The following is a 20,726-nucleotide window of genomic DNA, read 5'->3' on the forward strand; positions in this document are numbered from 1 at the left end:
GTTCCGATAACGGAACTATTATATCATAATCGAAAGAAATGGAAAGAGCCCGGCCGGAGGCCGAGCTCGCCCTTGGCTCGCTCTTACGGATTCGGAATGTACTGAACCGTCAGCTGGTTCGGCGTGACCTCAAGCTCCTTCGCCGCCAGATCGAGGATCGCGACCGCTTGGGCCTTATCCAACTTGTCGGCCTGGACGACCACCTTGAAGTTGCTGTTTTCTTCTTCCACGACCGCATTCTCGTAGTCGGTGGTCAGCTTCTCCTCCAGGCTAGTAATCTTCTGTTCGACGGCATCCAGCCGGCTGAGATCCTCGACCGCCGCGGACGTCTCTTCCGCGCTGTAGTTCTTGTTGTCCGCGATGATCGCGTTAAGCCGCTCTTCTTCCTTGTCGTAGAACTCCATCCGGCGAAGCTGCGCGTCGTCGAAGTATTCGCGTCCCGTCAGAGAGGTCATGCCCTGAATGACTTCCTCGTCCGACTTCGTTCCGGATTCCGCCGGGTCGGCCGTCGCGGATTCGTCTTCGTTGTCCGCGCCCGCGACCGCATCCTCTTCCTTCGTCGCCGCTCCGTCCGTCGTCGGTTCGTCCGTCGCCGTTCCGTCCGTCGCCGTTCCGTCCGTCGTCGTTCCTTCCTTGCCGGGAGCCGTCTCGATCTGCGTGATGGTCACGCCCGACGATTCCCCCGCCGCCTGTTCCTCCGTCTGCGCCTCCTGATGGACCGGCTGTCCCGCCGGGTGCACGTCTTCGGTGAACAAGTAGTAGGCGGACAGAATGACCATCAAGCTCAGCATCGATACCAGCCAGATCGTTTGTCTTCTGTTATTCATAGTTCTTAGCCTCCCATTTCGTTATCGATCGTTGTTTATTGCTTGCGGGGGACGACCGAAATCCGGTGCAGCGGAACGTCCAGTCCCCGGGCTACCGCTTCGGCGACGATGCGATGGACGGTCGCGTTCTCCGCCCCTTTGGCGACGATCAGGACTCCCCTGATCTTCGGCTTGAGAATCTTGACCACGATCGGCGTTTCGCCGCCCGACACTTCGTACAGGACGACCTGTCCTTGGCGATCGACCTCCGTGATATGCCTCTTGGCGCCGTTCCGGTCCTCTTCGTTCGTGATGCGCGACTGATAATTCTCGTTCTGCTCCACGACTTTCTCCTCGGTCGAATCGACCGTGATCAAGACGTCGACCGTGCCCACGCCGACGACGTTCTCGAGCATGCTCTTGATTCGGCCCTCGAGCGTTTGTTCGATATCGAGAAAAGGGTCCTTATCGCTCTGGTCGCCGCCGATAAACGCTTCCTGCTGCGGAACCTCCTCCGCGTCGCCCGGCGGCGAGAGCCCGGGGTCCCGGGACGGATCGAGCGTCTTGACGTTCAAGTACGAGGCGGCGAGCAGCAAGGCTGCGCCGACGAGGCCGATGAGCACCAGCCAGCGGAACGCCTTGATCCGCTTCGGGCCGCCCGGCCCCCCTCCGATGAACGTCTCGAGCTGCTGCAGCCACTTGGCCATCCGCTTCGCCTCCTCGCGTCAGGATTTCGTTTGCTCCGTTCCGCCGTTCTCGAGCTCGACGTCGATCTGTTCCGTTCCCATTCCGTATCTTGCCGATACAAGAGAAGCGATTCGCCGCTTCAATTGCTTCTCTTCTTCCGTCTCTTCCTCCGACATGGCGGGCAGCTCCTTCTCTTGCGAATCGTCTTCCTTGCCTATGGAATCGAGGTCGATGACGACCGGCTCCACTTCTCGAATCGGGGCCGTTTCTTCGCGATCAGACTCCGAATCCGATTTGTCGCCGGCCGCGTCCCGGAGCACGATGCTGACCGCCTGCACCCTCGCGACTCCTTCCGCGTCCGTCTCCGTTTGCACCTGAACGTCCCGCACGCCGGCTCCCGCTTCCTTCTCCACCGTCTCCTTGATCTGGGCAGCCAGCCCGGCCGACGCCAGGCTAGCCGCCTGCTCTTCCCTCGACATCCGCAGCTTCGACGCGTCCTCCTCGATCTGGGCCAACTGCTCGGCGGCGTTCTCCGGGCGCTGCCTGACCGCTTCGAGATCGGCGGCCAGCTTCGTTCCGAAGTCCGACTTGATCCACGACAGCATGGGGCCGACCAAGGCGAGAAGGATGAAGAGCCCCGCGATCAGGCGAATGTACCTCTGCATCGTTTGATTCGGCAGCAGCAGGTCGACCAGGGAAGCCAGCAAAATGACGGCGATTATCTGCTTGAGCCATTCGGTTAAAGCCGCCATCATGGCGGACGCCTCCTTCCTACGCTATCGGATCATGATGGAGGCGCTGCCCGCGGTCAGGATGATGGTCACCGCCAGGAAGAACATCAAGCCCACCGCGGCCAAAGCCGCGAAGACGAACACGAGCGTTTTGCCGATGACTTGCAGGCTGTGCACGATCGGCGTGTCGCCGAGGGGCTGGAGCACGGCCGCCGACAGGTTGTAGATGAGCGACAGCGTCAGGATTTTGATGGCCGGGAAGGCGCATAGGAAAAGCAGGATGACGACCCCGGCCAATCCGACGGCGTTCTTGACGAGAAGGCTCGCCGAGAGCACGGTGTCCGCGGCGTCCGAGAACATTTTCCCGACGACGGGCACGAAGTTGGAGGTGACGAATTTGGTCGTTTTGAGCGCGATTCCGTCCGCCACCGCCCCCGTCGCCCCTTGGATGGACAGCACGCCCAGGAACATGGTCAGCAGCACTCCGAGCAGACCGACGCCGACGGTTCGAAGCAAATTCGCGAGTTGCGTCACCTTGTAGCGATCGCTGATCGTGCTGACGAGATGAAGCACGGCCGAGAAGAAAAGCAGCGGGAACACGAACAGATGGATCAGCGTTCCGATCATATGAATCATGAACACGATGAGCGGATGAAGCACCGCGACCGTCGCGAAGCTTCCCGAGCTCGCCAGCAGCGTGAGCAGGAGCGGCACTGTAGCCAGCATGAACTGAACCATGGTGGAGATGGCGTCCGCCGCGTACTTCGTCGCGCTGTGAAAGCTGTTCACGGCGATGATAAGCAGAACCAGGTAGGCGATCGCATAGGCGACGCGGCTTACCGTGTTGCGTTCGAAGGCGTTCTGCATCGTCTCGAGGATCATGGTGAACACGGCGAGCATCACGATGGTCACGATCAGCTTTCCGCTGTAGAGCAGCTCATGCAGGAAAAACTTCGCGAGACCGAGCAGGACCGTCTCCACGCTGAACCCTTCGCCTTCCGGGAACATCAGCTGCTTCAGCTCCGGCACCTTGCCGTCCGGAAAATAACCGCCGTAATCGTCCTTCAATTGCTTCCAATATTGCTCGATCTTGCTGAAATCCACGTCTGCCGCCTGCTGCTCGGCCAATTCTCCCGCGAGATCTCCGCCGTTCTGCGCCGGCTCCGTCCCGATTGCCGTCTCCGAATGAGAAGGCGTCTCCGACACCGCATGGGCGAAAGGCAACGGGAACCAGGAGAGCAGGAACGCGGACAGGAGAAGCACGAGGGACAGGAAGCCCGGCCGCCGGGTCGCGATTAGGATGGGTGGTGGTGGCACGAGACTTCTCTCCCTTCCGGACCAACCGCGGCGCCATCGGCGCCCTTGTACGCCTATACAGCCTATGCGGGCAGCAGGTTGAGCACCGTTTCGATGATGACGCTGATAATCGGAACCGCCATCACGAGGATCAGCATTTTGCCGGCGAATTCCACCTTGGAAGCGACGCTCTCCATCCCCGCGTCCCGAATGATCTGGGCGCCGAACTCGGCGATGTAGGCGATTCCGATGATTTTGAGCATCGTCTTCAGGTAAACCGACGGAATGCCGGACCGGTCGGCGAGCTGCTCCAGCACGGTGACGACGCTGCTGATCTTGCCGATCATCGCCAGGAAGATTCCGATGCCGACGAAGGCGGACAGCAGGAAGGCGAACATCGGCTTCTGCTCCCGGATGACGAGGATGAGAATGGTGGCGAGCAGCGCGACGCCGACGATCTGCAGAATCTCCAAGGCTTTCACCCGCCTGTCCGTCGCTACTGAAACAGGAAAATCGACTTGATCTCCTGGAACAATTCATTGAGCAAGCGCACGACCATGAACAGCACCACGACGAAGCCGATGACGGTTACCCAATGCGCCATGTCCTCCTTGCCCATCTGCTTGAGAACGGTATGAATCATGGCGATAATGATGCCGATTCCGGCAATTTGAAAGATCGTGCTGACATCGATGTTCATCGAATCGGCCCCCTACTTACATCATCAGGATGACGACCAGGGCCGCTCCCAGAACACCCAGGCTTCGGCTCAGCCTCTCGTACTTCATCTGATCTTCCCGCGCGGACGTCTCCTCGGCTTGCAATTGAAGAACGGCCAGGCGGACATGCTTGAGCTGATCGTCTCTTCCGCTGCCGCCCAGGGAGGAGCCGAGCCGAAGCATGGCTTCCTTCTCTCCCGCCTTCATGGCGGTCGTCGGCCACCCCTCGCTTAAGATTCGCTCCCAGGCGTTCTTCACCGTCTCCCCCGAGGAGGAGCGAAGCTCGTCTGCGATGCGCCGGAACAGAACTGCTAACGTCTCGGGAAGAACGCCCGCCATTCGCGCGAGAGCTTCCGGCAGCGGAGTCTGTCCGTAACCGATCTCCGTCTCCAATCGCTGCAGCGCGTGCAGCAGGTGGCGAATCTGCTTCGGCCGCTCCGCAAACCTGGCCGCCTGAAGGAAGCCGAGCATCGTTCCGGCGAACAGCACCAGCGCCGCGCCGACCAGCTTGATCACGGCGCTTCCCCTCCCTCGCGGGATGCCGGGGAGCGAATGAGCGGGAGCGCCCTTGCCTTGATCGCGAGTCCCGGCGTCCCTTCGGGCCTGTCGGCGCCCGGATCGCGATCCCCTGGAGTCGAACGAAGCTCCGACCGGGGCGCGTCCCTGGGCACGCCGTTCCAGCTTCCCCTGCGGCGGCGAAGCCCTTCCTCCTCCGCCTCGCGCGACCCGATCACCCGATGCCGGACTTCGCTTCCGGAGCGCGAGAGAAGAACGTACGCTCCGAACATTCCTTCTCTGGCCAGGGAAGACAGGACCGGCCGCTCGAACACGTCCGCAAGATCGGAAGCGTGGGCCGTCGCCAGCACCCGCACCCCGGCGTGAAGCGCCTCGCGCAGCGCCTCCGCATCCTCCGGACGGCCGATCTCGTCCACCGCGACAACCTCCGGAGACATCGACCGAACGAGCATCATCATTCCCTCCGCCTTCGGGCAAGCGTCGAGAACGTCGGTTCGCGGACCTAGATCGAACGTAGGGACGCCGCGCTCGCACGCGGCGATCTCCGATCTCTCGTCGACGATGCCGACCTTCCTCCCTCTCCAGCCTCGCGCCGAGGGGTGATTCCATTCTCCGGCGCTGATCGCGCGAGCCAAATCTCTGAGAAGCGTCGTCTTGCCTTGCTGGGGCGGAGAGACCAGAAGCGTATGGCGGATCGTTCGGGCGATCGGATCGAGCAGCTCGGGAAGAACGGAAGCGGCGCTGCCGATTCTCGCCCTGGCGATCCGCACGTTGAAGGCCGCCACGTCCCTTAGATGCCGGACATGGCCCCCGTCCAGCACGGTTCGGCCGGCCAGTCCGACTCGATGCCCGCCCGCGACGGTGACGTACCCCCGTCTCAGCTCCTCTTCTACCGCATATAAAGAATGGTCGGTCAGCTTTTCCAGGAAAGCCCGGCAATCCTCGCGATTCGGCCGAAAGCCCGCCTCGTGCTCGTCCGTCAGCGAGCCGTCCGGCGTCAAGAAGGCGAACCGGCCTCCGTAAGAGATCTCGAGCGGTCTCGCTTCGCGGATTCGCACTTCCTCGAGCGATTCGATCACGCTGACGGGCAGCTTGTTCAACGGCGTTCGCAAGGACGGCGGAAAAATCGCAAGCCACGCGGGAAGCATATGGAGACCCCCTTTCCCGTGTTTCAAGTCTATTACTGATTCATGTGTATGCTTGGACGAACCTTTTATTCCTGCTTGGCCTATCGTGAACGGGCTTGTCACTTCTTCAGGATGCCGACGAGCAGGCAGCCGACCCCTACGGTCACCCACACGAAACGCATCGGAGAAAGCTTGTCCGCCAGCCCGACAAGCCCGATCGTCGTCGTGGTAAGCAGGACAAGCGGCCCAACCATCGCCAGCATGGAATTGACCGCAAGCGCCTTCTGCACGTCGTTCAGCTTCAGCATCACGATCGCGGCCGTAAGCTCGATGCTCCCCGAGAAAATCCGGAGTATCGCCATGCTAAACACAGTCTTGTCCACTCGGTATCCCTCCTTCTATCAATTGGTGCCATATCCTACTCTATGCGGCTGTCTCGGACAACTTGCTAGGTTTGCCATTTTAATATTCGGTTTCCGTCTCCCCGCGCTCGGGCACCCGCCCACATCCCGCTGCATATATTGATCAGGCATGAACGAATCCCACTCAACCTTTACATGAGGAGAGCTGTCTATGGAAATCAAAACCGGCCCCGTCTGGCCATGCTCGTTGGAGGACCCCACCGACCGGAGAAGCGGCAAGCCTCGCCAATCGGGGCTGTCCATGGTCATCGACAAGGGGCTAGGGCCTGCGGCCTTCAGCGACCTGCTCCTGACCGCAGGCGAATACATCGATCTTCTGAAGTTCGGCTTCGGAACGTCTCCGCTCTATAAAGACGAAATTCTGCGCGGCAAGATCGCCATGGCCAAACAGCATAAAGTCGCGACATTTCCGGGAGGAACGCTGCTGGAGGCCGCCGTCCGGCTGGAGGTGGTAAGCGAGTTTTTCGACATGGTAGGGGATCTCGGCTTCGACGGGGTCGAGGTATCGGACGGCACGATCGAGCTGAGCCGGCGCCAGAGGGATAGCTTGATCACGGAAGCGACTCAACGAGGGCTGAGAGTATTTACCGAGTACGGCAAAAAACAGTCGGGATCGAGAATCGTTCTGGAGGATTTGCGGAGAACCGTGGAATTGGATAAAGGAAGAGGAGCGGAGCTTGTCACCGTCGAAGCCCGGGAATCGGGTGTAGGCGTCGGATTGTTCGACGATAGCGGCAATTGCCGCGAGGATGAGCTGCGTCGGCTTCGCCAAAGCCTGCCGGAGCTGGACATCTTGTTGTGGGAGGCGCCGAGAAAGGACCAGCAGGCCGCCCTTCTCCGCATTCTTGGAACGGAGGTCAACCTGGGCAACGTCGCGCCGTCCGACGTCATGTCCCTGGAGACGCTGCGCAGGGGCCTGCGCTCCGATACGTTCGCGCTTCATCGGCTGGTTTCGGATTATATGATTTAAAACGCCCGGAGAAAGGAACAGGTCCTCCCGCTATCGTTCTAAGCGGAAGGACCTCTCCATAAACATATAGTAGCGGTATGCCCGTCCGACCGCGTTCTCCTCTGGAAGGCGTGAGAGAATCATGAACGGCGAAATCGTGCTAGTCGGCTTGATCGTGATCGGCTTGATCGGCCGATCCCCTATCATAACAACCGCAGCCTGCCTTCTCCTGATCGTCAAGCTGGTTCACCTGCAGCGGTACCTTCCGTCCATCGAACGAAGAGGGCTCGAGATCGGGCTGCTGTTCCTCACCCTGGCGGTACTCGTTCCCTTCGCCTCGGGCAAGGTTCAGCTGAAAGACGTGGCGCATGCCTTCACGAGCTGGACAGGCTGGGTCGCCCTCATCGGAGGAGCCGCCGCCACCTACATGAACGGCAAAGGGCTGGAGCTGCTGAAGGTGGACCCTCAGCTTATCGTCGGCCTCGTGATCGGCTCTATCATCGGCATCGTCATGCTTCGCGGAATTCCGGTCGGCCCCCTGATGGCCGCGGGAATTACCGCCTTTATCTTAAAGGTGCTGCAGCTGTTTACGGATAAGTGAATCTTGCCCGGCGTCCGTCAGGACATGGTGATGACGATCTTCCCCGCCTTCTGCTGCCACTCCACCTTCGCCCCGAGAGTTTCGCTGATGAAACGAAGCGGCAGATAGGAGGTTCCGCTCGCGCCGAACGGATCGTTCTGAAGCTTGACGGTCTCTCCGTTCAAGGTGGTCGTTCCGTCCTTTAAGTTAATCTTCATCGCGACGGCTGCGGTCTGACCGGTCGCTTCCCGTTCGAGAGTCGCGATCTTGCTCTCCGCTTCCCAGGAGATCCTCGCGCCAAGCTTCTCGAAGATCGAGCGCAGCGGAACGAAGGCTTGCCCGTTGCGCGTTATAACCCCGTTCGTAAGCGCGATCGATTCTCCGTTCAGGACGACCTCGATCGGCGTTTGCAATTGGACGGGAGTTCGAATCTCGACCTCTTTATCCTCGCCGATGCCAAGGCTCCCGTATTTATTGAGTCCCCATCCCCATAAAGTGCCGTCGGTCTTCTGCATAAGAAGATGCTTCGATGCCGGCTTCATGTTGACGACATCCGATGCAAGCAGCTTAAACTCGGCGTTGGCCGGCATATCTCTCAACTCGATGGAAGCTTCGTAGACTTTGCCCGATTGGGTTAGCGCGAACAAGGAACGCCCCGCCACATAAGCCTCCTTAACGTCCTGAACTCCCGTTAAGCGAATGGGCGCGGGCTGCGAGTTCATCGTAGTTCCGTCCGACCATCCCGTGATCGTCGCGCCCCAGAACCAAAGCCGGCGCTGTTCGTCTATCGCCACGTTGGAAGTGCCGTTTCTCCAAGCGAAAATCAAGCGTTCCGGTAGCCCCTTGACCGGAATGGAGGACGTGCTCGCCCAATCGCCTTTGACTTTGTCATACCCTGCGACATTATAACTGCTCGGCCACTCCCTTATGGTACCGTCCTTCAGGTAGACGCCATCGGCTTGGACGCGTTCGGCTCCGACGATCTCCTGCGCCTGCACGAAGGTCGAATACGTCGCATCGGTCCGCCACACGGTCCCGTCTTTTTTGAGAAAGACGAATATCGTCTTCTGGGCAAGAGAATCGCCGTATAGAGAGACCTCCTTGACGTTGTCGATTCCGGCCAGCTTCGTATAAGGGCCGGGAATATAATCGGGATAGGATTGGCTTCCTTTATACACGTCTCCCTTGGCGTCAATGACTATCGCATTATCGCCGTAAACGAAAGGAACGTCGACCGGATCCTGGATTCCCTCGATCTTGTAAAGATTCATTCCCGTCGATTGGGTCGCCTTCGACCAGTACCAGAGTGATCCGTCCGTCTTCTTCAGAAAATTGTCGCCGAACGTCGCCGTCACATCCGTCAAGCCTTGAAGCTGGGTAGGGACCGACGGCAAATTGGCCATGCCCCATATCCAGTACGTGCCGTCCGATTTGACCAAGGAAGAATGACCATACTCCGTTTCATAGGAGGAAATAAGAGGCTCCGTCTTCGCATCCGCTCCCGACGCCGCGCTCGGCGCGAGGCTTCCCAGCAGCATGCTGGACAATAAGGCATATCCGATAGATTTCTTCATGTCGATCTCCTTCGCCGTTTCGAATGGCTATTATGACATTGCGATCTGAATCTTGCCTTCCTTCTGCTGCCAATCGACCTTAGCTCCCAGAGACTCGCTGATGAATCGAAGCGGCAGATAGGAGCTTCCCGCCGAGCTGAACAACTCGTTCTGAAGCTTGACTTCCGATCCGTTTAAGGCGGTCGTTCCTGCTTTGAAATTCAGCCGTACCGTAACGGAAGGGTTCCGTTCGGTCGCCGGCCGTTCCAAGGTCGCAATCTTGTTCGTCCCATCCCACGAAATCTTCGCGCCAAGCTTCTCGAATATGGAGCGCAATGGGACGAAAGCTTGCGAGTTGCGCGTAATGACCCCATTCTTTAGAGGGATGGATTCCCCGTTCAGCTCGACCTCGATCGGAGCCTGCATCGGAAGCGGAATATCCGTCGTGAACTCCTTGTCGTCGCCCGTTCCGAAATTTCCGTATTTGTTGTGTCCCCATACCCAAAGCGTACCGTCGTTCTTCTGTAGGATCGAATGACTTAATCCGACGGCATTCGCGGCCAGCAGCGTAAACTTGGCGTCCTTCGGCATCGTCGTCCATTCGATCGAAGCCTCGTAAACCTTGCCCTCTTGCGTCAGGACGGATATCGAACGGTCCAAGGCATATGCGGTCTTCACATTCTTCGCATTCGTAAGAAGAACGGGAGCAGACTGCTCATGGCGGGCTGTACCATCGGAAAAGCCTGTGACCGTGGCTCCCCAGAACCACAGGCGCAGCTCGCTGTCGATTCCCAAATTCGCCTTGCCGTTCGACGATACGGACTTGAGGGCTGGCAAGCCTTCGACGCGCTTCGCGGTTTCCGTCTTCCAACTCTCTTGCGAATAGTCCGGATCGTATTCGACCGACCATTCGCGGACGGAGCCGTCCTTCAGCAAGACGACTTCTTGTTGGATATGGACCGCATCGCGAATCTCCGCGGAAGGTAAGATCGACGTCAGCGAGATATCGGAACGCCATACGCTTCCGTCCTTCTTCAAGAAGACGATGATCATTCCCGTTGGATATTTATAGTAATAGGTTAGTTCCGCCACGCCGCCGATTCCTTCCAATGGGGCATAATGATAACGGCTTGGGTCTTCTTCCAAGCGCGATCCTCTATAAACGCGGCCCTCTTCGTCCAAGATAAGAGCGTATTCGTTGGAGAACGCCAGAACGTCGATCGGTTTCGATATCTCTTCGACTTTATGGAGATCATAGCCCGTCGTCGTCTTCTTATTCTCTTCCCACCTCCACAAGGAACCGTCCGTCTTCCGGACATATTGGCCGTCGAACGATTTCTCCACATCCGTCAAGCCTTGAATCTGCGTCGGCACCGTCTGCTTCTGGAAACCGCCCCAGACCCAATACGTGCCGTCTGTCTTAATAAGAGAGTGCCCGTCATAGTCGGCGATGAATCCGTTCTTCGTCGCCGAATCAGCCCCTGACGCCGCGCTCGGCCATAGACTCCCAAGCAGCAAGCCGGATAAAATAGCGTACGTTAGCGTTTTTTTCAATGCGCCAATCTCCTCTTTTTCTATCGTTTTCAAAACCGGAGCGTACTCATGCCTTCCATCCATGAAGCTGAGTCGGCACCGACGGCATCCCGTATCCGCCCCCAGATCCAAAGTGCTCGTCATTTATGTATCCGAATAGTAGACGTACGTTCGCAAGGCAAGGTTTCGGGGCTTAGGAAAATTGAGGTTTTCTTTAACTTCGTGCCATGGCGGCTTAAATATGACTATCTTTAGACGATTCATGGGAATCCATGCCGCTCCAGAGGCAGCTTCCGAGTATCCTGAGCGAATGGGAGAAGAGACATAATCCTATAATTCTTAAATAGTCACAATCGGTGCTCCCGTCTAACCGACCCAAAAATCCACGCAAAAAAACAAACAAGCCCGGCTGCATAGCCAGGCTTGTCGAGATGCAACAATCTATTAGCGGCGATCCTGAGGTCCGCCGACGAAAGCCGCATCGGCCGTATCCAGGCCGTAAGCGGTGTGCAGCGCGCGCACGACGTCGTGAAGCGGCTCGGCCGCGATGACGCAGGAGCACTTGATCTCCGACGTGCTCACCATCTTGATGCTGACGTCCAGCTTCGAGATGACGTCGAACATCTTGGCGGCCACTCCAGGGTTGGACACCATGCCCGCTCCGACGATGGATACCTTCACGAGGCCTTCCTCGAAGGTAGCTTCGCGGTAAGAGACGACGCTGCGGATGTTCTCGATAACGCCGAGAGCCTTGGCGCGGTCCGTCAGCGATACCGTGAAGGAGAAGTCCGCCTTACCGTTCTGGACTCCGCTCTGCACGATAATATCGACGTCGATCCCCTCCGCCGCGAGCGCTCCGAATACGTTCGCCAGCACTCCCGGAACGTCTTCTACCCCTAGAATGCTGATGCGGGCGACGTTCTTGTCGAACGCGATTCCGCTGACGACGACTCCTTGTTCCATTGCTGCTTCCTCCCTTACGAGCGTACCTTCATTCTGAGTGAAACTCGACCGTACCACGAGATGAACCTTGTTATGCTTGGCGTATTCGACGGCGCGCGGATGAAGGACGGCCGCTCCGAGATGGGCAAGCTCCAGCATCTCGTCGTAAGAAATGACGTCGAGCTTGCGCGCGTTCTTCACGACGCGGGGGTCGGTGGAATAAACGCCGTCGACGTCCGTATAAATCTCGCACACGTCCGCGCGGATGGCGGCGGCAAGAGCGACCGCCGTCGTATCGGAGCCTCCGCGGCCCAGCGTCGTAATCTCTCCGTCTTCCGTCATGCCTTGGAAGCCGGCCACGATCGCGATATTGCCGTCGTCCAACGCCTTGAACAGCCGCGCGGGAGCGATATCGGAGATGCGAGCCTTGCCGTGCACCGCTTCGGTTACGATGCCGGCTTGCCAGCCGGTAAACGATTTGGCTTCATGACCTAGCTTGTGTATCGTCATGGCCAGAAGGGCGACGGAGATCTGCTCTCCGGTCGTCAGCAGCATATCCATCTCCCTGGCCGGCGGTTTGTCGTTGAGCTCCTGGGATTTATCGATCAAATCGTCCGTCGTGTCTCCCATCGCGGAGACGACAACGACGACGCGGTGGCCTTGCAGCTTCTTGTCGATGATTCTCTGAGCCACGCGCTGCATCCGTTCCGCCGTTCCGACGGAACTGCCGCCGAACTTCATTACGATTAAGGACAACGCAGTTTCACTCCTTGATCATGCATCTGGTTCAATCTTCGGGATTATATATCTGCATACAGCAGTATATTATAGCACAACTATTTGGGCCCAGAAATACAAAAAATCCTTGCCCCGCACATTTCTGTGCTTGGGGCAAGGACTTGGAGACGGCTCTTACGCGCGGGAGACGTATTTGCCTTCGCGGGTATCGATCGTCAGAACGTCGCCTTCGTTGATGAAGAGAGGCACTTGAACGTTCAGCCCCGTCTCCAGCTTGGCGTTCTTCGTCGCGCCGGTAGCGGTGTTGCCTTTGATGCCCGGCTCGGTCTCGACGACCTTCAGGTCGACGCTGTTCGGAATGTTGATCCCGATGATTTCGCCCTGGTAGCTCTGAATGTTAACGTTCATGTTCTCGAGAAGGAAGTTGATTTCCCATTCGAGCTGCTTCTTGTCCAGCGTGAACTGGTCGAAGGTTTCGTTATCCATGAAGGTATACTCGCTGCCGGAATTGTACAGGTATTGCACCTGGCGGTTCTCGACATGCGCGCGTACGACGTTCTCGCCGGCGCGGAACGTCTTCTCGATGGCGTTCCCGTTGCGGAGGTTCTTCAGCTTGGTGCGGACGAACGCCGCGCCCTTGCCCGGTTTAACGTGCTGGAAGTCAACAACGGAGCAGAGGTCTCCGTCCACTTCGATGGTAAGGCCTGTCTTTAAATCGTTAACGGAAATCACTTTAAAAATTCCCTCCTGTGGAAACGTGGTTCTCCGATACGGCAGCTAGTCCAGAACGATAAGCTCCTTCGGCGAACGAGTAAGTATTTTAATCCCGTCATCCGTCACGACGACATCGTCTTCGATCCGCACGCCCCCGAAGCCGGGGAGATAAATGCCGGGTTCGACCGTGATGATCATGCCGGGGGTTAAAATCGTGTCCGAATTTCGAGCCAGGCGAGGCGCTTCGTGCACCTCCATACCGATGCCATGTCCGGTACTGTGGCCGAAATATTCACCATAACCATACCTTGTAATGATATCTCTCGTCAAGGCGTCTCCTTCATGTCCCGTCATTCCGGGACGAAGATGCTTCAGCGCGTTCAGCTGGGACTCCAGCACGATATCGTAGATTTCCCGATGGCGGTCGGTCGGCCGGCCGACGACGACGGTGCGCGTGATGTCCGAGACATATCCTTTGTAGGAGGCTCCGAAATCGAGCGTAACGAAGTCTCCTCGCTCGATCAGCTTATCGCTCGCTTTGCCGTGCGGCAGGGAGGAGCGTTCGCCGGACGCGACGATCGTCTCGAAGGAGACTCCGGACGCGCCTTCTTTTCTCATGAAGAATTCAAGCTCCAGCGAGACCGATGCTTCCGTTACTCCCGGCTTGATGAAGCCGAGAATATGCTCGAACGCCCGGTCCGCGAGGTCCGCCGCTTCCTGGACGACGGCGATCTCTTGCTCGTCCTTCACGACGCGAAGCTTCTCGACGGCCCCTTGCGAGAGGACGAGCTCGATGGGATCCAGCTTCTCTTGAACGGACAGGAAAGTCGCGTAACTCATATCCTGTTCTTCGATTAGAAGCCTCTTAACTCCCCATTTGCTTAGCAACGCGGCGACGTCGCCGTAGATGCCGGGGCCGTGCTCGACGATCTCGAAGCCCTTCGCTTGCCGAGGCGCCTGTTCGCGGTAGCGGAAGTCGGTCAGCAGGACGGCTTGCTCCGCCGATATCAGAACGACGCCGGAGCTGCCGGTGAACCCCGTCAAATACCGGCGGTTGATCTCGTTCGTAATAAGGATGGCATCTCCGCCAAGCTCCTGAACCAAAGTCCTTAATTTGCTTACTCTCTCGTTAGGCACTTGTCATCATCCCTTTCTTATCGGTCCGTCTTGACGCCGAGGTGATCGCACAGCGCGAGCAGCCCCATCTCGTAGCCGTAAGAGCCGAAGCCCGAGATCTGGCCGACGCAGACCGCCGCCGTCATCGATACATGGCGGAACGGCTCCCGCTTATGAATGTTGGACAGGTGCACCTCGACGGTCGGAAGTCCGACGGAAGCGATTCCGTCGCGAAGCGCGATGCTCGTGTGAGTATACGCTCCGGGATTGATGACGATTCCATCCTGTTTGCCGAAGGCCGAATGGATCTTATCGAGCAGATCGCCTTCGTGGTTGGATTGGTAAAATTCCAATTCGACGCCCAGGCGTTCGGCCGCCGCAAGCAAATCCGCCTCGATCTGCTTCAACGTCTTCGAGCCGTAAATTCCGGGCTCCCGAATGCCCAGCATGTTCAAATTCGGTCCGTTCAACACCAAAATACGGGTCATGATTCGCGCTCCTCAATGATTCCGGTTGATCTGCGGGAGCCGCAAGCTTGCCGGCCGTCGCCGCAGCGTTAGACTAACACTCGGAAATTATTGTATCATAGCGCGATCCCGATCTACCAGACCGGCGAACTCTTCACCCCCGTCAGGAGGCCGGCTGCGCCTTTCTGCCGCCGTTCGCTTTGCCGGCAGGTTCTCGAGACGCTTCGTCATGAAATTCGAAAGCGATGCTGTACCCGATAAACAGCCCCCAGCATAAATAAATGCCAAGCTCGCACGCAATGCTGTTCCATCCGATGGTCCGAACCGGCTCCGTCATCCCGGTCAGCGGCCCGATCCAAAGAAACAGCAGCGCCCACCAGGCGCCTCCGAAGAGAATACCCGGCCATGGCCCCCGTAGATTTCCCAGAACGAGCAAGTAGACCAGCGCCGCGACCAGCGACATGCCGATAAACAAAGCCAAACCCGTTACGTGCCAGACTATGCTGTTCAGAGCCTCCCTTCGCACCCAAGGGTCCGCCAGGAACGCTTGCGGAACTCGAGTCAAATTAAGGCTTACGGCCAGCCAACGCATCAATCCCCAGATCACGCCCGCAAAGAAGCCTATCTGCAAGGCGTATAGAACGGCCCTTCCTATCGAAGGCCTATCCCGTTCCGCCGAAGGTTTATCCCGTTCTTCGTTCTTATCCGCCATGGCTTACCCTCCCATTCATGGACATCGCCTGACTAGTATGGGCCGCGGAACGTCGCCCTACTCGGCCGCCTTCCTTATTGGAACGCCGAGCAGCCGTTCCCTGTGGCATTGTAAGCCGGATTCCTGTAAAATAAACGTAGATCGGAAGCTTCGGCTTCCTTAGTTCTAGACAGAGAAGGTGATCGCTTGGCTCAGCAGCCGAACACAGCATACGGAGGACAGGCCGTCATTGAAGGAGTCATGTTCGCGGGGCGCCACGTCAATGTCACGGCCGTAAGACGCAAGAACCAAGAAATCGCTTTTTACGAGGTACCCAGGGGATCGACCCCGAATATCGTAAAATGGTTAAAAAAGATCCCGTTCATACGCGGACTGGTCGGCATCGTCGAGTCTTCAGCGAAGGGCTCCCAGCATCTCAACTTCTCGGCGGAGGCGTATGCGGAGGACGAATCGACTCCGGAAGAAGCGGCGAAGGCCAAGGAGAAGGAGAAATGGAGCCTCTCCATGATACTCGGCGTCGCGGTCGTCGGCGTTCTGTCCTTCGTTTTCGGCAAAGTCATTTTCGCGGCCGTTCCCGCTTTCCTTGAAAGCGAAATTTTCGGAAGAGCCTTCGACAATAAGTTCCTGCATAACATTCTGGAAGGCGTTATCAAGATCGCCCTGTTGCTTTTCTATCTCTGGATGATCTCCAAGACGCCGATCATCAAGCGCCTGTTCCAATACCATGGCGCGGAGCATAAGGTGATCAGCGCCTACGAAGCCGGCGACGAATTGACGGTCGAGAACGTTCAGCGCGCCAGCCGTCTGCATTATCGTTGCGGAAGCAGCTTCATCATCTTCACCGTCATCGTAGGCGTTATCCTGTATTCCTTCCCTATCTTCCATTGGGATTCCGTATGGGAGAGAATCTGGATCCGGATCGCCTTGCTGCCCGTCGTGATCGGCATTTCCTACGAGGTTCTGAAGTGGACGAACGCCGTTCGGGATATTCCGGTGCTTCGTTTCCTAGGCTACCCGGGCTTGTGGCTTCAGCTCTTGACGACCAAGGAACCGAACGACGAGCAAGTCGCCGTCTCGATCGCTTCCTTTAACCGAATGATGGAGCTGGATCGCGAATACAGCCATCAGCCCGCAGCCGCGACCGTCTCCGCTTGATTCCGGCGCATTCCTGTAGGCGCCCGCTATACACCTTGTAACCCAGAGGGGGACAACGCCATGCGCAGACGTTTCGGACCCGTGGCCATCCTTATGATCGCCTTGATCGCCGTCGGGATCGTCGGCCAAATTATTAGAGGCGCAACCACGCTGTTGATCCCTATCATCCTGGTTGCGATCGTGTTCTTGCTCTACAAGTTCCCGCCGACCCGTTGGGGAAGAAGCTCCTCTGCCGAGAAGTCCAAGTACCGGCAGGCGGCCATCAAGAGCCAGCGCCGCAACCTGGCCAAGGAACGCGAGGATAAGAACGCCAAGCGTCGAACCGCCAACTTTCGAGTGATCGAAGGAAGCAAGAAGCGCGACGAAGAACCGCCAAGGTATCATTGACGCGAATAACAGACCAACCCCCGACAAGCCGCGGCCTGTCGGGGGTTTCTTTTGCTAAGCATCATTGCTTCGGTTGGCCGATTGTATCCGTACGGACACCCCTTCTCCTCCCGAAGGCTTCGTCTCTATCAATCCGGTCCTGCGGTCGCAGTGCTTGAAGTACTTCTCCCCGGCTTCGAGACCCGACCGGTATAAGCTTTCGCTTTTTTCCGCGGTTAAGTTGAAGTCGGTCGTCCGAACCCCCAGGGTAGGAATCTTGATCGTGCGAATCCGGTTATTCTGTTCGATATAACGTTCGTCGTGGGCGCTGAGCATCGTTTCGAACATCGCTTGGAACATCGAGATCGGCCCGACGATCCGATGAGCCTTCATGTCGTTGCGGCCGACCATCTGGAAGCCGATGACCGGAACGGGCCCTCCCGGTTCTTCTTGGTCGCCTTCGAAGATCCATAACGGAAAATTGCTCAAAACTCCGCCGTCGACGATATAAGAAGAGCGGCCTGCCGCGATCTTGCGCCTGCGTTGCCCTTGCTTTGCCTTAGGCATCGGAATGAGCACCGGATCGAAAAAGTAAGGGATGCTTATGCTCATCCGGATCGCTTTGGCGACTTCCAAGCTCAGCGGATCGATTCCATACTCGGCGATATCGTCGGGAAGGACGAGCAGCCTGCCGTTCGTAATATCCGAGGCGGTAATCTTCAGCTTGCCGAGAGGCAAATCCGCGAACGTCTTCACTCCCCTAGCCGCGAGCAGCTCGCGAATCCACGCTTCCAGGGCGTCTCCCGAATACAGGCCTTTCTTCAGAAACAATCGAATCGCCGGACCGACGACCTTCACGTTGTAGAACGGGGACCTCCGCAGGAACCGGGAGAACGGAGCCGACTCGATTATGACCTTCATCTCCGACGCCGTATAGCCGGTCGCCAGCAGCGCGGCTACGATGCTGCCCGACGAGGTGCCCGCCACTTTATGGAATTGCACGTCGTTCCTCTCCGCCGCGCGCACGGCGCCGACCAGGGAGATGCCTTTGACGCCGCCGCCCTCGAACACGCCGTTCACCTTCATCGGACTCCCCCGTTCTCGTCTTGCGGGTTTCGGTGAATCCTCCGATGACAGCTTATGCGGCGCCGCTTGCGGGCAGTACATAAAGCAAGAAAGCTACCCGCGGATCCAATGGATCCTCCGGATAGCCTTCGCTTGGCTTAGTCCTTATCCAATTCAGCACGAACGCCTTGAAGTTCTTCGATCCTCTTGGGATCTTGGTTGAAGTACTCGACTAGCGTCTCGATGCAAGTAATCGAATCCCAGCTAAGGTGATGCTCGATGCCTTCCACGTCGCGGTAGATGTTCTCTTCCTGTACGCCGATCGTCTTCAGGAACATCTCCAGCAGATGATGCCGGTCAACGAGTCTTTTGCCGACTTTCTTGCCCTTAGTCGTTAATACGAGTCCGCGATACTTCTCATAGATGAGGTAATTGTCCTTGTCCAACTTCTGTATCATCTTGGTTACGGAAGAAGGATGCACCTCCAGCCCTTCGGCGATATCCGAAACGCGAGCATAGCCCTTCTCATCGATAAGGCGATAGATCCGTTCCAGATAATCTTCCATACTTGGGGTCGGCAATGCGGCTCCCCCTTTCCCGGCAGTCACTAACTCTTAGTATCATACACCAGCGCAAACTTCAGGAGCAAGTCTCCCCTCGCGAAAATCGTCCGAATTCCAAGCCCGCGCCTGCGCACAATAAAGACATTCCGAAGGAGGCTTCGCCGATGACAACCCCGATCGCAGAACGCCCTCGCCAGACGAGGGAAACGCCATTGTTCGTGCCCGAGCTCGTCTACTTCGAGCCTGCTTCCCTGGATTATCCGAAGGGCCGAAGAATCTTGGATTGGGTTCAAGAAAGAGGAATTCCTTACCGAACGACGACCTCCCACAATCGGATCACCGGCTTGCCCGGGGAGACCGAGCTGGAGCGATACAAGGCGGCCAAGCGAACGCTCGTGGTCGGCATCCGCAAGACGCTCAAGTTCGACACCTCCAAGCCTTCCGCCGAATACGCGCTTCCGCTGTCGACCGGCTGCATGGGGCATTGCCATTATTGCTACCTTCAAACGACGCTGGGTGCCAAGCCCTACGTCCGGGTTTACGTGAATACGGAAGACATCCTGGGCGCCGCCAAAACATACATCGAGGAGAGAGCGCCGGAGATTACCCGCTTCGAAGCGGCATGCACGTCCGATCCGGTCGGTCTGGAGCACTTGACCGGCTCTTTGGCGGATGCTATCACGTTCATGGCGAACGAGCCCCTCGGCAGGCTTCGGTTCGTGACCAAATATCACCATGTCGAACCCTTGCTGCATCTTAAGCACAACGGGAACACGCGCATCCGGTTCAGCGTCAATTCCGACTACGTCATCAAGAACTTCGAGCCCGCCACCTCTCGTTTCGCGGAGCGGATAGAGGCGGCCGGCAAAATCGCCAAGGTCGGCTACCCGCTCGGGTTCATCATCGCGCCGATCATCTGGTATGACGGCTGGGAGGACGGCTACGGCGAGCTGCTCGCGAAGCTGGGCGCCGCTCTTCCGAAGGAGGCGACGTCGGACCTCACGTTCGAGCTCATTCAGCATCGCTTCACGAAGACGGCGAAGAGCACGATCGAGAAGCGTTACCCGAAGACCAAGCTGGAGATGGACGAAGCGATCCGCAAGAAGAAATGGGGACGTTGGGGTCAACACAAATACGTCTACCCGGACGAGCAGGCAGACGCATTGAGAATGTTCTTGACCGAGAGAATCTTCGGGGAGTTCCCGATGGCCAAGATCGAATATTTCACATAAATAGGCCGAGCCGACGGTACCGTCAGAACTTCAGCCACTCCGGCGTGATGGAATTCAGCCAGATCGTGATGGAAGTCATCTTGTCCGTAAACAGGAGAATCCCCATCACGATCATGAGGGCTCCCCCGATCTTCATGAGACGATTGGAGTACTTCAGGATCCATCTCGTCGATCCGATGAAGAACGCCAGCACGAAGAACGGAACGCCGAAGCCCAGCGAATAGGCGGCCGTCATGCTTGCCCAAGTACCGGGTTCGCTGGCGGCGAGAGCGAGAATCGAAGACAGGATCGGTCCCACGCACGGGGACCAGCCCGCCGAGAAGCCGACGCCGAAGATGAACGAGCCTAAGTAGCCCGCGGGCCTCCAGCTCATGTTCATTTTCCGCTCCTTCATCAGAAGCTGCGGCTGGAAAACCCCGAGCAGGAACAGACCCATCAGGATGATCAGGAGCGCCGAAATCTGACGGATCGGGTCCTGGTATTCCCGAAACGTCGAAGCGAACGCGTTCGCCGTGTAGCTAAGCGTAAAGAAAACGAACGAGAAGCCCAGGATAAAGAAGAACGTGTGGGCCATCGTTTTCGTTCGCACGCTTCGGCTCGTATCGGTCTTCAGCTGGGTGACGGTCATTCCGGTTATGTAAGATAAATAGGACGGATATAAAGGCAGACAGCACGGGGAGATAAAGGAAGCCAGTCCCCCCGCGAATGCAATGCCGATATTGACTTCATTCAATGTG

At 57.7% G+C, this 20,726-nt stretch carries 24 protein-coding genes; 5 read left to right on the forward strand and 19 right to left on the reverse strand.

Going from position 1 to position 20,726, the window contains the following annotated elements; all coding sequences use genetic code 11:
- Positions 1–83 precede the first annotated feature (83 nt).
- The 9 genes from H7B67_RS15525 to H7B67_RS15565 form a co-directional block, all read right to left on the reverse strand.
- Complete coding sequence (locus H7B67_RS15525; RefSeq protein ID WP_185120751.1) at positions 84–827, reverse strand: SpoIIIAH-like family protein; 744 nt, start codon at positions 825–827, stop codon at positions 84–86.
- Between the two features lie 35 nt (positions 828–862).
- Entirely contained in the window at positions 863–1,513 is a 651-nt protein-coding gene (spoIIIAG, locus tag H7B67_RS15530) for a stage III sporulation protein AG (protein WP_185120752.1), read from the reverse strand.
- Positions 1,514–1,531: 18 nt separating this feature from the next.
- Positions 1,532–2,248, reverse strand: a complete 717-nt coding sequence (gene spoIIIAF, locus H7B67_RS15535) for a stage III sporulation protein AF (RefSeq protein ID WP_185120753.1) — start codon at positions 2,246–2,248, stop codon at positions 1,532–1,534.
- A 21-nt stretch (positions 2,249–2,269) separates the two neighbouring features.
- Complete coding sequence (gene spoIIIAE / locus H7B67_RS15540) at positions 2,270–3,541, reverse strand: stage III sporulation protein AE (RefSeq protein ID WP_342592521.1); 1,272 nt, start codon at positions 3,539–3,541, stop codon at positions 2,270–2,272.
- Between the two features lie 62 nt (positions 3,542–3,603).
- Complete coding sequence (spoIIIAD, locus tag H7B67_RS15545) at positions 3,604–3,993, reverse strand: stage III sporulation protein AD (RefSeq protein ID WP_185120754.1); 390 nt, start codon at positions 3,991–3,993, stop codon at positions 3,604–3,606.
- A gap of 23 nt (positions 3,994–4,016) precedes the next feature.
- A complete protein-coding gene (spoIIIAC, locus tag H7B67_RS15550) occupies positions 4,017–4,220 on the reverse strand; it encodes a stage III sporulation protein AC (protein WP_136371715.1) in 204 nt (67 codons plus the stop codon).
- Between the two features lie 16 nt (positions 4,221–4,236).
- Positions 4,237–4,755: a stage III sporulation protein SpoIIIAB gene (spoIIIAB, locus tag H7B67_RS15555; protein ID WP_185120755.1), complete on the reverse strand. Its 519-nt coding sequence runs from the start codon at positions 4,753–4,755 to the stop codon at positions 4,237–4,239.
- The gene (spoIIIAA, locus tag H7B67_RS15560; protein ID WP_185120756.1) at positions 4,752–5,903 is read right to left on the reverse strand and encodes a stage III sporulation protein AA; all 1,152 of its coding nucleotides are present in this window, start codon (positions 5,901–5,903) and stop codon (positions 4,752–4,754) included. Before spoIIIAA ends, spoIIIAB begins: the two co-directional genes overlap by 4 nt.
- A 98-nt stretch (positions 5,904–6,001) precedes the next feature.
- Positions 6,002–6,265 (reverse strand): YqhV family protein, encoded by a 264-nt coding sequence (locus tag H7B67_RS15565; protein WP_425353900.1) that lies wholly within the window; start codon positions 6,263–6,265, stop codon positions 6,002–6,004.
- Between the two features lie 190 nt (positions 6,266–6,455).
- On the opposite strand from H7B67_RS15565, the gene comA reads away from it, so the two are divergent.
- On the forward strand, positions 6,456–7,274 hold the full coding sequence (comA, locus tag H7B67_RS15570; protein ID WP_185120757.1) for a phosphosulfolactate synthase: 819 nt from the start codon (positions 6,456–6,458) through the stop codon (positions 7,272–7,274).
- Positions 7,275–7,395: 121 nt separating this feature from the next.
- A complete protein-coding gene (locus H7B67_RS15575; RefSeq protein ID WP_185120758.1) occupies positions 7,396–7,854 on the forward strand; it encodes a DUF441 domain-containing protein in 459 nt (152 codons plus the stop codon).
- A gap of 17 nt (positions 7,855–7,871) precedes the next feature.
- On the opposite strand, the gene H7B67_RS15580 is transcribed toward H7B67_RS15575, so the two are convergent.
- From H7B67_RS15580 to H7B67_RS15610, 7 genes are all read right to left on the reverse strand, one after another.
- Positions 7,872–9,407, reverse strand: coding sequence for a stalk domain-containing protein (locus H7B67_RS15580; protein ID WP_185120759.1), 1,536 nt, complete (start codon positions 9,405–9,407; stop codon positions 7,872–7,874).
- A 30-nt stretch (positions 9,408–9,437) separates the two neighbouring features.
- Positions 9,438–10,940, reverse strand: a complete 1,503-nt coding sequence (locus H7B67_RS15585) for a stalk domain-containing protein (RefSeq protein WP_185120760.1) — start codon at positions 10,938–10,940, stop codon at positions 9,438–9,440.
- A 423-nt stretch (positions 10,941–11,363) separates the two neighbouring features.
- On the reverse strand, positions 11,364–12,617 hold the full coding sequence (locus H7B67_RS15590) for an aspartate kinase (RefSeq protein ID WP_185120761.1): 1,254 nt from the start codon (positions 12,615–12,617) through the stop codon (positions 11,364–11,366).
- A 156-nt stretch (positions 12,618–12,773) separates the two neighbouring features.
- On the reverse strand, positions 12,774–13,331 hold the full coding sequence (gene efp, locus H7B67_RS15595) for an elongation factor P (RefSeq protein WP_185120762.1): 558 nt from the start codon (positions 13,329–13,331) through the stop codon (positions 12,774–12,776).
- 45 nt (positions 13,332–13,376) lie between these two features.
- Entirely contained in the window at positions 13,377–14,450 is a 1,074-nt protein-coding gene (locus tag H7B67_RS15600; RefSeq protein WP_185120763.1) for a M24 family metallopeptidase, read from the reverse strand.
- Between the two features lie 17 nt (positions 14,451–14,467).
- Positions 14,468–14,917 carry a type II 3-dehydroquinate dehydratase gene (gene aroQ, locus H7B67_RS15605; RefSeq protein WP_185120764.1) on the reverse strand — a complete coding sequence of 150 codons (450 nt, stop codon included), beginning with the start codon at positions 14,915–14,917 and terminating at the stop codon, positions 14,468–14,470.
- A gap of 142 nt (positions 14,918–15,059) precedes the next feature.
- Positions 15,060–15,608 (reverse strand): YqhR family membrane protein, encoded by a 549-nt coding sequence (locus H7B67_RS15610; RefSeq protein WP_185120765.1) that lies wholly within the window; start codon positions 15,606–15,608, stop codon positions 15,060–15,062.
- 186 nt (positions 15,609–15,794) lie between these two features.
- Here H7B67_RS15610 and H7B67_RS15615 point away from each other — a divergent pair, with 186 nt between their 5' ends.
- Entirely contained in the window at positions 15,795–16,763 is a 969-nt protein-coding gene (locus tag H7B67_RS15615; protein WP_245363643.1) for a DUF1385 domain-containing protein, read from the forward strand.
- A gap of 60 nt (positions 16,764–16,823) precedes the next feature.
- On the forward strand, positions 16,824–17,150 hold the full coding sequence (locus H7B67_RS15620) for a hypothetical protein (protein WP_185120766.1): 327 nt from the start codon (positions 16,824–16,826) through the stop codon (positions 17,148–17,150).
- A 54-nt stretch (positions 17,151–17,204) separates the two neighbouring features.
- On the opposite strand, the gene H7B67_RS15625 is transcribed toward H7B67_RS15620, so the two are convergent.
- Together H7B67_RS15625 and mntR are read right to left on the reverse strand one after the other, a co-directional pair.
- Positions 17,205–18,215 carry a patatin-like phospholipase family protein gene (locus H7B67_RS15625; protein ID WP_185120767.1) on the reverse strand — a complete coding sequence of 337 codons (1,011 nt, stop codon included), beginning with the start codon at positions 18,213–18,215 and terminating at the stop codon, positions 17,205–17,207.
- Between the two features lie 137 nt (positions 18,216–18,352).
- Entirely contained in the window at positions 18,353–18,775 is a 423-nt protein-coding gene (mntR, locus tag H7B67_RS15630) for a transcriptional regulator MntR (RefSeq protein WP_185120768.1), read from the reverse strand.
- A 146-nt stretch (positions 18,776–18,921) separates the two neighbouring features.
- Between mntR and splB the strand changes: the two genes are divergently transcribed.
- A complete protein-coding gene (splB, locus tag H7B67_RS15635) occupies positions 18,922–19,989 on the forward strand; it encodes a spore photoproduct lyase (RefSeq protein ID WP_185120769.1) in 1,068 nt (355 codons plus the stop codon).
- Between the two features lie 22 nt (positions 19,990–20,011).
- Here the strand turns inward: splB and H7B67_RS15640 are convergent, their stop codons facing one another.
- Positions 20,012–20,722 carry a cytochrome c biogenesis CcdA family protein gene (locus tag H7B67_RS15640; RefSeq protein ID WP_185120770.1) on the reverse strand — a complete coding sequence of 237 codons (711 nt, stop codon included), beginning with the start codon at positions 20,720–20,722 and terminating at the stop codon, positions 20,012–20,014.
- Between the last annotated feature and the right edge of the window lie 4 nt (positions 20,723–20,726).

Origin of the sequence: Cohnella thailandensis (assembly GCF_014212135.1) — a bacterium.
GTDB classification, from domain to species: Bacteria; Bacillota; Bacilli; order Paenibacillales; family Paenibacillaceae; genus Cohnella; species Cohnella thailandensis.